Consider the following 14,202-nt stretch of genomic DNA (forward strand, 5'->3'; position numbering starts at 1 on the left):
TTTATTCTTCAGTGCTTAGCCACACTGTTAACTTTTTATTGAGCGAGTCAAATTTAAGGGGTTTGGTGACATAGTCGTTCATGCCTGCGTTTAAACAACGCTCTTTGTCACCTTGCATCGCATTTGCAGTGAGTGCGACGATATTAACCCCCTGATGAGCTGCGCCTGCTTCACCTGCCCGAATGGCTCGCGTTGCTTGGTAACCATCCATTTCTGGCATTTGGCAATCCATTAACACTAATTGGTAGGGGCTTTGCTCGCGGCTTGAAAGCTTTGCAATCGCTTCAAGGCCATTTTCAGCGATATCAAAACTAATGCCTGCTTGTTTTAGCAACGAACCTGCCACCATCTGATTCACTTTATTATCTTCAACCAGTAAGACTTGCGATTCAGCGCTATCGCTACTGGTCACGACCTTAGTTATTAAGGTTTCTTTATTAACCTGCTGCTGTTCAATGTACTTGTCGTTTGCCAGAGAATTAAATAAATCAGACTGCGTTAATGGTTTAAAGATAATACTCTCAACTTTTAATGTTTGTCTCGTTTGTTTTTCAGTAAGACTCATTGGGGCCATCAAAATCCGTTTACAGCTGGTGGCATTAAAGTATTTTAAGAATGCTTGTTGGTGCTCTTTTGTTGCGCTGCTATAAAAAAGATAATCCACTAAAATTGCATCGCAGCCATTATCGGTTGGCATTGCAGCACGATTGAGTAAGCTTGGCATATCACTATAGGTCTCGACCTCTGCTCCCCATAGCTGCAATTGTTTTTTGGCAATATTGCTACTGAGCTTACAATTATCAGCAATTAAAATATGCTTTTTATCTATAATGTGGCTTGGCTCTGGCGCTTGCTTTGTATGATCACGTTTAACTTTTACAGTAAAATTAAAGGTGCTGCCTTCCCCGTATGAACTAACCACACTGACATCACCATCCATTAACTGACACAGCTGTTTTACTATTGCAAGGCCAAGCCCTGTACCGCCGTATTGGCGTGTAGTTGATGCATCCGCTTGCGTGAATGAGTCAAATAAAGTGGCTTGCTTTTCGGGCTTGATACCTACACCCGAATCAATAACAGAGCAGTTCAAGAACAATTCTTCGTTGTTTGTTTCGAGTTTGGCGATGACGATAATCTCACCATCTTTTGTGAATTTAACCGCATTGCTAACTAGGTTATTGATAATTTGCCTAATCCGGTTTGGGTCGCTAATGATAAAGCCGTGATTAAGGTGTGTGGTATCTAGCAGCAACTTGGTATTGTTTTGTTCTGCTTTAATGGCAAACGATTCGATAGTATCGCCAAGTAGTTTTGATACATTAAAGCTAACATTTTCAATATCGAGCTTACCGGCCTCAATTTTAGAGAAATCTAAAATATCGTTAATGATATGCAATAGTGATTCAGCCGATGATTGCGCCAAATCTATATGGTGGTTTTGCTGGGTGTCTAGTTTGGTTTGTTTGATGATATTGAGCATCCCGATCACGCCATTCATAGGGGTGCGGATCTCATGACTCATGCTTGCTAAAAATTCACTTTTGGCTTTTACTGCTTGTTCAGCAGCTTCTTTTGCTTGAACGAGTTGTTGTTCGGTCTCTATACGGCGCTGACTTGCGTGTAAACTACCAATGAGTGCCGCAACTGCGATTAAAAAGCTTTCTTCATTTTTACTCCAATGTCTGCGGTTATGACATTTTTCGGCGCACACAACCCCCATTGTTTTGCTACCTGTGGGGATTATCACAGTCAGCATTGAGCGTATATTAAACCAATCAAGATAGTTGCTACGTAGGTCACTAGTCAGTGGATGTTGCTGTGCATCACTGGCATTAATTACAGCGTGATTGTTAATAGCATCAAAATAATTTTGAAATTCAAACTGCTGGAGTGAAATCGGCTCACTAAATTCAGGCTGACTTTGGTCGTGAATAGCAAAGGTATTGAGCGATTGGCGATCGTCACTAAATAGCCAAATACTAGCGCGATCAATATCAAAAGCGTGACAAATTGCTTGCACAATAACATGTTTAGATAAGTTAAGGTTACCCGTCAGTACAGCATCATTAACGGTAAGAGAGGCTAAAATCTCATTATGTAAGGCTATTTTGTTGTTTTCTAGCTCATCTCGCTTACGGGTATCAATATTTTGTAGTGAACCAAAAAGTTTTATACAACGGCCATTTTTATGCTCGGCTTCACCATGTAGCAGCACCCAAACTTCATCACCTTCAGCAGTTATGATTTGCACTTGAGTCTCAAAACTCTCACCATACTTGATTGCACGCTCGTTAAGGCGACGAATTTTATCCCGGCTTTCACCAGCCTTAAAAAGTGTAAAGTTAGCAGGCCACTCTGGCTGTACATTAAGAGGAAACTTAAAAATTTGCTTGGTCATATCAGACCAATAGACGGTTCTTGTCTCTAGATTAAAAGACCAAGCGCCGACTTTAGCAAGACTACTCATAGTTTCTAACATACGTTCGCTTTTGTACTGTCTTTCGACCATGCGTAAAAAGAATACAGAGGCGCCAGCAAATAAAATACAAAATAGAATAATGGCCAGTCTAAGCGGCCAAATAGCAGAACTTGGTGGCTGCCATCCAGATTTTGGTGTGGCGTACATCTGCCACTCACCACCTGGAAAGTTAATTCTAAAGCTCAAAGGGTTGGTATTGAGCACGTCTTGTGAACCGTAGAAAAAATCACCTTTAGCACCAAGGCCATTTCTGCCTTGCAGGGCAACATCATAATGCTGACTCAGTGCGATTAACCCCGAGTTTGTATAGATTTTATCTATATCGAGGACAACAGAGAGTAACCCCCAAAAAGTGAGCTCTGGTGGAGTGAATACGGGCATTCTTGCTATCAATGCTTGACCACCTTGCACCAACTCTAATGGGCCGGCCATAACAATACGGTTTTCATCCCGTGCTCTAACTGCGTCGTCACGCTGCGCTGGGTTTTCTAAAAAGTTGAGCCCAATAGATTTCTCATTACCCACAAGAGGATAAGTCATCTGAATAACCATATCCGGTGCTGCGCCGATGTTCCTAAGCTCTGAAGACGTTGAAAATAGGGGGCTGGCAATTTGCGTGAAGCGGGCTTGGTCTAAATTGGGTTCAGCCGCAACGGCAACCGCCAAGCCGCGTACAAGTTGAATGTTAGATATTAAGGTGGCTTCGAGCTCTGCACGATAGGCACTTACTTTTGCCAGCTCCTGTGCACGAAAAGCATCTTTCTCGCGGCTGTAATTAATTTGGTCGATTACAAGACCAATCACGATGATACAGGCAAGTGAAAACCAGAAGGCTAGCTTCAGTTTTTGTAGTTTTTTATTATCTGTTTCGGTCGCTAGCGGCATGAGAAATATCAGGTTTTATACTATTTACCTACTATAGACAATTTCTGTGGTAATTAACAATGAACAGCAAATCTATAAACCTAATTTCAATTATTTGTATCGCAACACTATTCTTTCACAAAACTCAGGTTAATATAGTGTTACTTTAGCGCAAGGATAATTGGCATGTTTAAGATAATCAAATGGTTACTAATAGGTTTGTTCGTTGTGGTGTTACTCGCAACGGGGCTTGTTTATGGCGTATTAAACTTAAGTTTACCGGCACTTGATGGTCGCGGTAAAAGCGACGCTATTTCGCAATCAGTTAAGATTGAGCGAGATACCTTAGGACAGGCTGTTATTCATGCCGAAAACCGATTAGATGCAGCCTATGCGCTTGGTTTTGCTCATGGTCAGGACCGATTCTTTCAAATGGATTTACTGCGCCGTAATGCTGCAGGTGAGCTTAGTGAGTTATTTGGTAAAGCTGCCGTTGGGCTTGATAAAAAAATGCGCTTTCATCAGTTACGTAAACGCAGTCAGATTGCTGTCGAGCAGTTACCTGCTAAAGATAAAGCGCTATTAAAAGCCTACGCGAATGGGGTTAATGAAGGCCATGCGCAAGTGGGTTTCGATAGCTTTGAATATTTACTCACAGGCGCTGAAGCAAAACCTTGGCAAAGCGAAGACAGCTTACTAATCATTTTTAGTATGTATTTAGATTTACAAACAGCCACCTTTGAGCGCGACAAAACACTGATCGAAATCGAAGATTTATATGGTAAGGCGATGGTTGACTTTATTACTCAGCCTAGCCTTTATCAAGCGGCACTCGACAACAGCCAATTAGCACCTTATGACGGCAGTATTCCTAATCTCAAAGACCCTCAATGGGCTATGACTGACATTGCAGACCGAAAGGAACTTGGCAGTAATAACTGGGCGGTTACTGGGCAGTTAACTGAAACAGGTGCTGCAATGCTGTCTGACGATATGCATTTATCGTTTGCTGTGCCAATCATTTGGTACCGTGCCCAGCTCAATTACCCACTCAATGGTGAAATGCAGCAAATTACCGGTGTGTCATTACCAGGGGCTCCTGCCATTGTTGTTGGTACCAATAATAAAATAGCTTGGGGATTCACCAATGGTTATTTAGATACAGCCGATTGGATAGCCCTTGAGAGCAAAGAGAAAACCTGGCAGATAGATGAACCTATTTTACTCAATGACGGCAACAGCGAAAATTACGCTTTAACCATGAGCGAGTATGGCCCAGTTAAAGAAATTAACGGCAAATCTTATGCGCTAAGTTGGGTTGCCCACCATGAGTATGCGGTTGATATGGAGTTACTTAAGCTTGAGCAAGCAAACACGGTTGATGATGCACTAGCGCTTGCTGCTGAGGTGGGTATTCCTGTACAAAATCTGATGGTTGTTGATGATAAAGGTAATGCAGCTTGGAAGAATATGGGAGCCGTGCCTGCCCGTAAAGAGCCCCATCAATTAGCTGTGGCTGAGCAAGCGTATCCTGCACAGTGGCACGAAAACGAAACCCAGCGTCCATTTGTTAAAAACCCAGAAAGTGGCCGTTTATGGACGGGCAACTCACGAGTTGTTTCCGCAGAGGATGACCAGCGCTTTGGTAATGGTGGTTATGCAATGGGGGCTCGCTCGGCACAAATTCGCGACCGCTTATTTGAAAAACAACAGTTCAATGAACAAGATTTTTATGACTTACAACATGATAACGAAGCGCGTTTCTTAACGGCTTGGCATAAACTGCTGGTCAAACAGCTTAGCAACGCAGGCGATAAATACGCGCTGTATTTAAAAGAGCTAAATAATTGGCAGGCGTGTGCTTGTAGCGACTCAATTGGCTACACCTTAGTAAAGCGCTACCGCAGTGAAGTGATTAACGGCTTATTTAGCCCGTTAGAGAATAAGCTAAAAGCTCTCGATAGTAGCTTAAAACCAGTAAAACGAGACTTAGAACCTGCTGTTTGGCAACTTATCGAAGCGCAGCCTCAGGCATGGTTAAACCCTGAGTATGCAAACTGGCAACAACAAATGATAGGAGCCTTTGACCGCGTTATCACTAAACTAACCGATCAATACGGTAACAACCCGCATAGCTGGGAGTGGGGCAAGGTTAACGAATTAGTGATTGAGCACCCATTTGCTAAGCAAATACCTGCACTGAAAAGCTTATTGAATATGCCTACGGAGCCTGGGTTTGGTGATACTTTTATGCCTTCGGTGCAAGGACGTAGCTTTGGTGCTTCACAGCGCTTTATTGTTCAACCTGGGCACTTAGATAAAGCGATAATGGCTATTCCGGGTGGGCAATCGGGGCATCCATTGTCAGAATTTTATCGTGCCGGGTTTAACGATTATGTTAGTAATGGTTTAACGCCATTATTGCCACAAGAGATTGCCCACAGTATCACTATCGATGCGGTTAATTAACCGCATCAGTATCTTTGAAAGCAGGGCGTTGACCTTTAGCAATGGTAGTTTGGTTGCGTCCTGCGTGCTTGCTTTTATACAGCGCTTCATCAGCGTGTTGTAGCATTTTTTCTATTGAAGCGAGCGGTTGCCATTCAATAAGCCCAAAACTCATAGTGACATTGAGATCGGGGAATTCATGATGCGCCTCTAGTTCGGCGATTCTTAAACGTAAGGTTTCAATTTTTGTAAAGGCCTGCTTTGCATCTGTATTAGTTAATAAAATTAAAAATTCTTCACCACCCCAGCGTACCGCTATATCTTCATCATCAATAAATTGGCGAATTAGCCTTGCAACATTAACGAGCACCGTATCACCTTTTTCATGGCCATAATTGTCGTTAATACTTTTAAACTTATCGATGTCAGCCATAACAATACAAAGACTGCTCTCAAGCTCTATGCTCTTTTGATGTGCAGCAGTGATTAATTTTTTTGCAAAACGGCGGTTGTAGAGCTTAGTGAGTGGATCGCGGGCTGCCATTTCTGTTAACTCAACCCGTTGTGACAAAGTGATTTCTCTGATTAGACCCATGCCATAGACCATAGGTAAACCGGCAATAATAATATTGATTACATTTACATGTGGTAGTAACTCTGGGTAAGCAAAGCCGTACTGAACATCTGAAAAAAATACATATAGCAGGGCGAATATCGCAATCATCACTAAGCTATATAAAGCTGCACGCTTAAAGGTTAATTGATAATCGATCATTAAAATACAAGATACAGTCCATAGGTAAAACTGGAACCCTGCGCCTAAGCCAAGGGTGGCACAAACAATTACCGCATGAATAATTACTTCAAGGCAAAATACTCTAAGTGCTAGCGAAGTCAGCCCTTGTTTAATTAAAAAGATGCCGCTTGCCCAAGCAAGCACACTCAAGATATTAACTAAAGCAAGCGTATTTGCCCCTATGTGAGCAAATACGGGGATCAGCAAGACATGAACAATCAACGCGAAATAGGCGATTTTAGAAATAATCAGAAATTTAACGTGTTCAATCTCTTCTAAGCCAGATTGCTTTGATTGTTTTAGTAAGTGTTTGATCAATCCAACCTCAAATACACATGGAGAGTAGCGTAATTATAGATGAAAAGTTGAGCAATGCAGGTTTATAATTGCTCGCTTTTGCTTTGTAAACGCATGTCACTGATGTTTATGAATGAAGCTAAGCGTTTGTTCACATCATGTTTGTTAAGCTTGGGGCTTGGCAGAGTGGGCATTTGATGCCACTCTAGTTAAAGCTAATCTAGAAACATGCTGAGCAATGTTTGCTGTGATTATTCTCTCGTGCCTAAAAAGGAGTAGCTATGCCGGCGGAAAAAACGCATTTAGAGATTTGTAATCTAACCAAAGAACAGTACCCACAAATAAAGACCCTTATGGATCAAGCGTACCCAGGGCTTGGTGGAGCTTGGCCAAGCCATACTATTTTTAGGCTAATAGACCAGTTTCCGGAAGGGCAGATAGGTATTGTTGACGATGGTGTCTTAGTCGGCATCGCACTGAGTGTTCAGGTAGATTACGCGCGCTTTTCTAACCCACATACCTACGAAGATATTGTTGATGGCCATGACCGTGTATTTAGTGATCCTGAAGGTGATGCACTTTATGGTTTAGATGTGGTGATTTCATCAACTCACCGAGGTATGCGATTGGGTCGTCGCTTATACGATGCACGAAAAGAGCTGTGCCGTCAGTATAACTTACGCGCCATTTTAGCGGGTGGGCGTATTCCGCGTTATTACAATCATAGTGCAGAGATGACTCCGATGGAGTACATCGAAAAAGTAGACCACAAAGAGCTGTACGATCCGATTTTAAGCTTTCAGCTATCTAATGATTTCCAAGTTAAACGTTTACTTAAAAAATACCTTCCTGAAGATCAGGAATCAGTTGGTTACGCCACTTTACTTGAGTGGAATAACATTATGTTTGAGCCGACTGATACAGTACTTGAGTCGACCAAATCAATTGTCCGTGTCGGTGCCGTACAGTGGCAAATGCGCTGTGTTGAGTCTGTTGAAGAGCTGCTCAAGCAAGTGGAATACTTTGTTGATACGGTGTCTGACTATAAGAGTGACTTTATTCTGTTTCCGGAGTTTTTCAATGCCCCGTTAATGGGCCTCACCGAGCAAAGCAATCAGACGGAAGCCATTCGCTATCTGGCCGAATACACAGAAACCTTCCGTGATGCAATGTCGCGCATGGCGGTTGAATACAATGCCAATATTATCACAGGCTCCATGCCGCTTGCTGAAGATGACAAGATTTATAATGTCAGCTACCTATGCCATCGTAGCGGTAAAATCGATGAGCAGCGCAAAATTCATATTACCCCTCACGAGCAAAATGACTGGGTGATCCAAGGCGGTGACAAAATTGCTGTATTTGAAACCGATGCGGGTCGTGTCGGTATTCAAATTTGTTACGATGTAGAGTTCCCTGAGCTGTCACGTATTCTCGCTAAGCAAGGGTTAGATATTTTGTTCGTGCCATTTTGGACGGATACAAAAAATAGTTACTTACGTGTTCGTCATTGTGCGCAAGCACGTGCAATTGAAAATGAATGTTATGTTGTGATTGCAGGCTCGGTTGGTAACTTACCTGAGGTTGAGAGTTTAGACGTACAGTATTCGCAATCAGCAGTGCTTACTCCTTCTGATTTCTCATTCCCACATGATGCGACCTTGAATGAAGCAACACCGAATACCGAAATGCTGTTATTCAGTGATTTAGATATGGATAAACTGAAAATCCTTCACAGTGAAGGTACTGTTAGAAACTTAAAAGACCGCCGCGAAGATTTGTATGACGTGATCTTGAAAAAGCGAGATAACTAATGGCGTGGTTGTATTTAATTGTCGCAGGTCTGTTAGAAATTGGCTGGCCTGTTGGCCTTAAAATGTCTCAACAGGCAGACAGTCGCTGGTTAGGCATTGCAATTGCCGTCGCATTTATGGTCGCTAGTGGTTTTATGCTGTGGTTGGCGCAAAAGGATATTCCGATGGGAACATCTTATGCGGTATGGACAGGCATAGGAGCCGCGGGCACTTTCTTAGTTGGTATTTTATTTTATGGTGATGCCGCAACATTTGGCCGCATTGCCGGAGTATTGCTGATAATTAGCGGTGTAATAACGCTAAAAATTAGTCATTAAAAAAAGCGGCAATGCCGCTTTTTTAATGACTTGGGATAAGACTAATTTGGTAGCATTACCAGAATGGCTGCCAGTGCAATTAACACAAGCCCAGCCGTGTCTTGGCGCTTTAAAGGTTGTTTTAACCAAAGAATCGATACCATAATGGTAAAGAATACTTCTATCTGCCCAAGCGTTTTTACATAAGCAACATGCTGCAAACTCATGGCACTAAACCAACCGATTGAACCTAAACAGCTACAAACACTAACAGCGGTAGTAGTGCCTTTGTGATGCCACATTTTCTTAAATGTATCGCGTTCTTTGAATGCAATATACACGCACAGCATCAGGGTTTGTAAGCTGATTATCAGTAACAACACCCAAGCGGCAGAGTGTGGGAAAGTCAGTCCTGAATTTAAACTTGCTTCACGGATCCATGATGAAGAGAGAGCAAAAGAAGTGCCGCAAGCAAGTCCAAGCAGTGCGGTGCCCAAATTAAAGTGTTTAACATTCGCGATGCCACTTAATAGCAATACCGCAATTGCACCAATAAAGACCCCAATCCAGCCTAGTAGCGACAGCGCTGAGCCAAAGAACATAACGCCTAAAATGGCCGCCATCAGTGCTTCACTTTTAGCAAGGCCTGCACCGACTGCAAAGTTATTCATTTTAAAAAGTTTAACCATCAAACCGGTGGCAAGGATTTGGACGATACTGGCGCCAACAATGTAACCAATAAAAGCCAGATTAAAGTCAGGGAGTGCGGCGTCTTGATATTGATAAAGTACAAATAAATACAGTGCAGCAATCGGGCTGGCAATAATAAAGCGAGCAAGCGTTACCCCTGCAACGCTCACTGTTGCACTCAGTTTACTTTGCAGTGCATTGCGCCACGACTGCATAAATGCCGCAAAAATAGTTAAGAAAATCCAAGTCATATTGAAAATAAATTAATAAGGAGAGGCGCTTAGAGTAACAAAACCAAAGTATGAGAGCATTAGCTTATCGACCAACTTGAGAAAAACTCAGCTGTGACAATATGCCGCAGGGCTTTTATGCCGGCTTTAGACTATAGTGACAATGATGCTATTGCTGGCCGCTGCTGTTTTAAGTAGCGGCTTTTTTTTGTTTGCGCTAGGGTAAGCTATTACAATTAAAAGATAAGGAAATATCATGACCACACTGATTATCTGCGCACTCATCGCAGTACTTATACCCTATTTAGCTAAAGCACCTGTGGCTTTTGCACAAAATAAGCTAGCAGGCTACGACAATAAGCACCCACGCGAGCAACAAGCTAAACTAACCGGCTTTGGTGCTCGTGCGTTGGCAGCACATCAAAATAGCTTTGAATCGCTGATTATTTTTGCTGTCGCGCTGGCAGTCGTAATAGGTAGCAATAATGTCTATCAGGTAACTGAGACCCTAGCGATTGTGCATGTTGTTGCTCGCGTGTTGTACTGTATTTTCTACTACATAAACCAGGATATTTTACGCTCATTAGTCTGGCTTGTTGGCTATGTAAGCGCTGTGGCGATGATTGCTGTTTGCCTTTAGTTACAAGCCAATGAGTTAAAAACCACAAAGCAAGCGGCTTAAATAAGGCGCTTGCTTTAGGGTCTTAAGTGGTTACTTTTACTTAGAGCTAACTTTAATTTTCTCTATTAAATCCTTTGCTTGATAGTTTTCGTCTAAGGCGAAATCGAGTTGTACTAAGGCGTTTTTAAAGCCAGATTCAGACGGCGCATATTGCCATTGTTTTAAGGCTCTTTTCGCTTCTCGATTGAAAACACCTTCAGGCTCTGCACTTACTACACTAACATTGCTGGTGGCGCCGCTTGGTAAAATATCGTATTTCAAAACGACTGAACCGCTAATACCTTGCTCTGCAGCTTGAATTGGGTATATCGGCTCTACACGCATAACCGCTTGATAGTCCTTTGTCTTTTCAACGGACATCGGCTGTTTTGCAATGGCAAAGCTGCTAAGCATGCCCGCTGTAAAAATAACTAACGCTGTTTTTGCAATAAATGAGCTGTTGTCGATCTGCTTTATTTGATTTAGACGTTGTAACATGGTGTTTTTATCTCCGTATTGTGAATAAGCCATTAAGCCTGTTCTGCTAAAGCTTGCACAGTGCACTAATGCCTTACTGTATAGAATTCGTTGTTCAGTTGATTTATTTTTGAGTACTTGCTCATCACATGAAAGCTCTTGAATGCGGCGCAGACTTGCATAACCAAGCCAAGCGACAGGGTTAAACCACAGCAAAATAGTGGCACTTAAAGCGATGGCATTAATTAGGTTGTCTTTGCGTTTAATGTGCACTGATTCATGTTCTAAAATAAGCGCTAAAGCATGGCTGTTGTAATGGCTTTGATAGTTTGTAGGCAGCACTAGCTTGGTGTTTATAACCCCTACAACCATAGGTGAACTCACCTGATTGCTTTGGTATAAGCGCATGCTTTGGTTGCTGTGCTGATCAAGCGTAATTGGCGCTAATTGCAGTTTTGCTAGAAAACGGTAATGAAAATATACGGCAGTGATCAGCAGTGCGGCACTAATAAAGCCATAAATAGCAAACCAAGTGAGCGTAAACTGCGGCATTATTGCTGTGTTTGGCGTGATAGTCAGCTTACTGATAAAGTCGTTTTGAATTGGTTTTAAGTGTTCTGGTAGGTTCGCTAACAATAAACTAATCGGTAAAAGCGCCCACAGTGTATAAACCAAGCGTGCCGACAGCTGGCTTAGCAACTTTCGCTCTAGCAGCAATAAAAACATTATTGCAGATGAGATCAAAAGTTGTTGATCTAACAACCAATTAAAAAATGCATCTAACATAACAAGCCTTATTTTTGCTGTTTTTCCCAATCATCAATGACCTTTTTCAGCTCATCAATATCATGTTGCGAGAGTTGCTCTGATTTAGCAAAGCCACTCACCAGTGGCGCAATACGGCCATTAAAAAAGCGTTCAATAAAGCTTTGGCTTTCTTTTAATGTGTATTCTTCACGGGCGATGCAAGGAGTGTAGTTATATTGGCGGCCTTGTTTCTCGAAGCTAAGTGCACCTTTTTTAACTAAACGGCTTAGTAGCGTTTTGATGGTTTTTTCGTGCCATTCTTTATCGTCACTTAAACGCGCAATTACTTCACTTGCCGTGGCTGGGTAGCCAAGCCATACCGCATCTAATACTTCGAATTCAGCTTTAGAAAGTTCAATCATTTTTATGCCTACAGATGTAATCTTTAATTTAAGATTACACGTGTAATCAATTAATGCAAACTTTTTTGTTAGAGAATGTCACTTTTTTTGATACTGACTATCTGTCCTTCGGGCAAATTAAGCGTGGTGAGTGACAATTTTGCGATATCTGTGCGGTAAAGGTCGATGACTTTGTAGCCACAAAAACGTGCCATTTTACGTATTTGCCGATTTAAGCCTTGTTTTAAGACGATGCAAAACTGCGTTTCGTTGACTTGAGTCACCGTGCAAGGGAGGGTTATTTGTTTATCGACAGGCACACCGCTCGCCATTTTTTTACAGAAGTCGCTATCAAGGGGTTTATCTACGGTGACTAAATAGCGTTTGGGTTGGTGGTAATCAGGGTGGATCAGTTGATTACAAAACTCACCGTCATTGGTCAAAATCAACAAACCTCGGGAGTCTTTGTCGAGCCGGCCAATTGGGTAAACCCGAGTGGTTTTAGGTAGACTATGAATAAGACTGGTTGGGTCGTTAGCATTTAATTTGCAATCTATACCAACGGGTTTGTGATAAGCAAAGTAGGTGAGTGGCGCTTTTTCTGATATTTTTTCGCCAAGTACAATCACATCATCGTGCTCATCAACATGATCTATATGATTTGCGGCACGGCCATTTACTGTTACCTCACCTTGATCTATCAAGCGCGATGCTTGCTTTCGAGAGCAAACACCCGCATGGGCAATAAATTTAGCAAGTCGTACTTTTTCTGACATGAGTGATTTTTGTACAATTAATTTGATCACAGTATATCAAAATCACGTATAAATAGTTCCACCACCAAAGAGGAATGCACATGCCTATCAAGTTATCAGAGCTTGCAGATCACCAACCACTGCAAAAGGTTATCCTTCATTCATTAGAAATGGCACTGTATCAAGTGTCTGTGATGATCAATAACGTTGAGTATTATGTTACTGATGAGCAGGGTGAGTTTATTCGTGATATTAGCCCGTTGCATATTCAAAAGCGTCTTGATCACTTAAGTTATGGCGATATGGTTCTACGCCACACCAGTGCTTATGATGAAATGTGCGGTCAGCCCGAAAAGCTCGCGAGTAATATGCTCGAAGTACCCTATGGCAAGAACCACTTATACTGATTAACGATATAAGCGTATACTGAGTCATAACATTTTATAGGTATGCTATGTATCAATTAAAAAGTGATGACTCAGCTGATCTCAACAACCAGCTAAGAGAACATATTGTTGCTTTCAACGCTGCGCATTTTAATGCCGAGCGTATTCCTTTAGGCTTTAAATTTGTTAATGAACAAAACAGTGTTGTTGCTGGTATCCATGGCCAAGTATTTGGTAACTGGCTGCTTATTAATTGGCTTTGGTGTGATGATAAGACGCGTGGTAAAGGGCTTGCGACACGGTTGTTAGCTGAATTAGAGAGCAAAGCTAAAGCATTTGGTGCAAGCACCGCTCAACTTGATACGCTCGATTTCCAAGCCAAACCCTTTTACGAAAAAAACGGCTACCAAGTTAAATACGAAATGAGTAACTACCCACTTGATGGTTGCCGTTATTTTATGGAAAAAAGCCTTTAACTATTGGCTTTTACTTACTTCGCTTTAAGCACGTCTTGCTCGGTAAAAGTAATCCCTAAGAAAGGGGTCGCTTCAGGGGCAAGCATAAAGGTGCGAATGTTCATATGGTCTTGCCCTTCAGGATTGTGTAATACGTCATCACGATAAAACGCGCCAAAACAATCTAGGGTATTTTGTTTGCTTAGTTGATTAAGCTTTGCAAAGGCAAAAATTTTACATGAGCCATTATTTTCATTTGCTTCGCTTAGCAGGCCATGATTGTTAAAACCGCTTGGGGTAAAATCATAATTGTTGTCTATAACCGCCATGGTATCGGTAAACTCAATTTGCTGTGGTGAGCTTGCTAATGTCGCCAGAAATTCGTTAAGAGTCATTGCTTGTC

Annotated in this window: 13 protein-coding genes; 6 read left to right on the forward strand and 7 right to left on the reverse strand. The window is 42.0% G+C overall.

Annotated features, from left to right (window positions below):
- Window position 1: 1 nt before the first annotated feature.
- Entirely contained in the window at window positions 2-3,367 is a 3,366-nt protein-coding gene (locus tag EXT43_RS05065) for an ATP-binding protein (protein ID WP_130166503.1), read from the reverse strand.
- A gap of 165 nt (window positions 3,368-3,532) precedes the next feature.
- Between EXT43_RS05065 and EXT43_RS05070 the strand changes: the two genes are divergently transcribed.
- Window positions 3,533-5,815: a penicillin acylase family protein gene (locus EXT43_RS05070; protein WP_062566251.1), complete on the forward strand. Its 2,283-nt coding sequence runs from the start codon at window positions 3,533-3,535 to the stop codon at window positions 5,813-5,815.
- Here EXT43_RS05070 and EXT43_RS05075 read toward each other — a convergent pair.
- A complete protein-coding gene (locus tag EXT43_RS05075) occupies window positions 5,808-6,908 on the reverse strand; it encodes a GGDEF domain-containing protein (RefSeq protein WP_240701471.1) in 1,101 nt (366 codons plus the stop codon). The two genes, EXT43_RS05070 and EXT43_RS05075, sit on opposite strands and share 8 nt — an antisense overlap.
- A gap of 260 nt (window positions 6,909-7,168) precedes the next feature.
- On the opposite strand from EXT43_RS05075, the gene EXT43_RS05080 reads away from it, so the two are divergent.
- The gene (locus EXT43_RS05080; RefSeq protein WP_058585386.1) at window positions 7,169-8,701 is read left to right on the forward strand and encodes a carbon-nitrogen hydrolase family protein; all 1,533 of its coding nucleotides are present in this window, start codon (window positions 7,169-7,171) and stop codon (window positions 8,699-8,701) included.
- Window positions 8,701-9,018, forward strand: a complete 318-nt coding sequence (locus EXT43_RS05085) for a multidrug efflux SMR transporter (RefSeq protein WP_054554646.1) — start codon at window positions 8,701-8,703, stop codon at window positions 9,016-9,018. Before EXT43_RS05080 ends, EXT43_RS05085 begins: the two co-directional genes overlap by 1 nt.
- A 41-nt stretch (window positions 9,019-9,059) precedes the next feature.
- Here EXT43_RS05085 and EXT43_RS05090 read toward each other — a convergent pair whose 3' ends face one another.
- Window positions 9,060-9,938, reverse strand: a complete 879-nt coding sequence (locus EXT43_RS05090; RefSeq protein WP_082710959.1) for a DMT family transporter — start codon at window positions 9,936-9,938, stop codon at window positions 9,060-9,062.
- A 235-nt stretch (window positions 9,939-10,173) separates the two neighbouring features.
- Here EXT43_RS05090 and EXT43_RS05095 point away from each other — a divergent pair, with 235 nt between their 5' ends.
- Window positions 10,174-10,557: an MAPEG family protein gene (locus EXT43_RS05095; RefSeq protein ID WP_130166504.1), complete on the forward strand. Its 384-nt coding sequence runs from the start codon at window positions 10,174-10,176 to the stop codon at window positions 10,555-10,557.
- 78 nt (window positions 10,558-10,635) lie between these two features.
- Here EXT43_RS05095 and EXT43_RS05100 read toward each other — a convergent pair whose 3' ends face one another.
- The 3 genes from EXT43_RS05100 to EXT43_RS05110 all read right to left on the reverse strand — a co-directional run bounded on the left by EXT43_RS05100 (window position 10,636) and on the right by EXT43_RS05110 (window position 12,979).
- Window positions 10,636-11,841 (reverse strand): M56 family metallopeptidase, encoded by a 1,206-nt coding sequence (locus EXT43_RS05100; RefSeq protein WP_063528565.1) that lies wholly within the window; start codon window positions 11,839-11,841, stop codon window positions 10,636-10,638.
- Window positions 11,842-11,849: 8 nt separating this feature from the next.
- The gene (locus EXT43_RS05105) at window positions 11,850-12,224 is read right to left on the reverse strand and encodes a BlaI/MecI/CopY family transcriptional regulator (protein WP_054554650.1); all 375 of its coding nucleotides are present in this window, start codon (window positions 12,222-12,224) and stop codon (window positions 11,850-11,852) included.
- A gap of 68 nt (window positions 12,225-12,292) precedes the next feature.
- Window positions 12,293-12,979, reverse strand: coding sequence for a pseudouridine synthase (locus EXT43_RS05110; RefSeq protein ID WP_130166505.1), 687 nt, complete (start codon window positions 12,977-12,979; stop codon window positions 12,293-12,295).
- Window positions 12,980-13,059: 80 nt separating this feature from the next.
- On the opposite strand from EXT43_RS05110, the gene EXT43_RS05115 reads away from it, so the two are divergent.
- Together EXT43_RS05115 and EXT43_RS05120 are read left to right on the forward strand one after the other, a co-directional pair.
- The gene (locus EXT43_RS05115; RefSeq protein ID WP_130166506.1) at window positions 13,060-13,365 is read left to right on the forward strand and encodes a DUF6482 family protein; all 306 of its coding nucleotides are present in this window, start codon (window positions 13,060-13,062) and stop codon (window positions 13,363-13,365) included.
- 47 nt (window positions 13,366-13,412) lie between these two features.
- A complete protein-coding gene (locus EXT43_RS05120) occupies window positions 13,413-13,820 on the forward strand; it encodes a GNAT family N-acetyltransferase (protein ID WP_130166507.1) in 408 nt (135 codons plus the stop codon).
- Window positions 13,821-13,834: 14 nt separating this feature from the next.
- On the opposite strand, the gene EXT43_RS05125 is transcribed toward EXT43_RS05120, so the two are convergent.
- Complete coding sequence (locus tag EXT43_RS05125; protein WP_130166508.1) at window positions 13,835-14,194, reverse strand: HopJ type III effector protein; 360 nt, start codon at window positions 14,192-14,194, stop codon at window positions 13,835-13,837.
- Between the last annotated feature and the right edge of the window lie 8 nt (window positions 14,195-14,202).

This window comes from Pseudoalteromonas sp. CO109Y, from assembly GCF_004208935.1.
Taxonomy (GTDB): domain Bacteria; phylum Pseudomonadota; class Gammaproteobacteria; order Enterobacterales; family Alteromonadaceae; genus Pseudoalteromonas; species Pseudoalteromonas shioyasakiensis.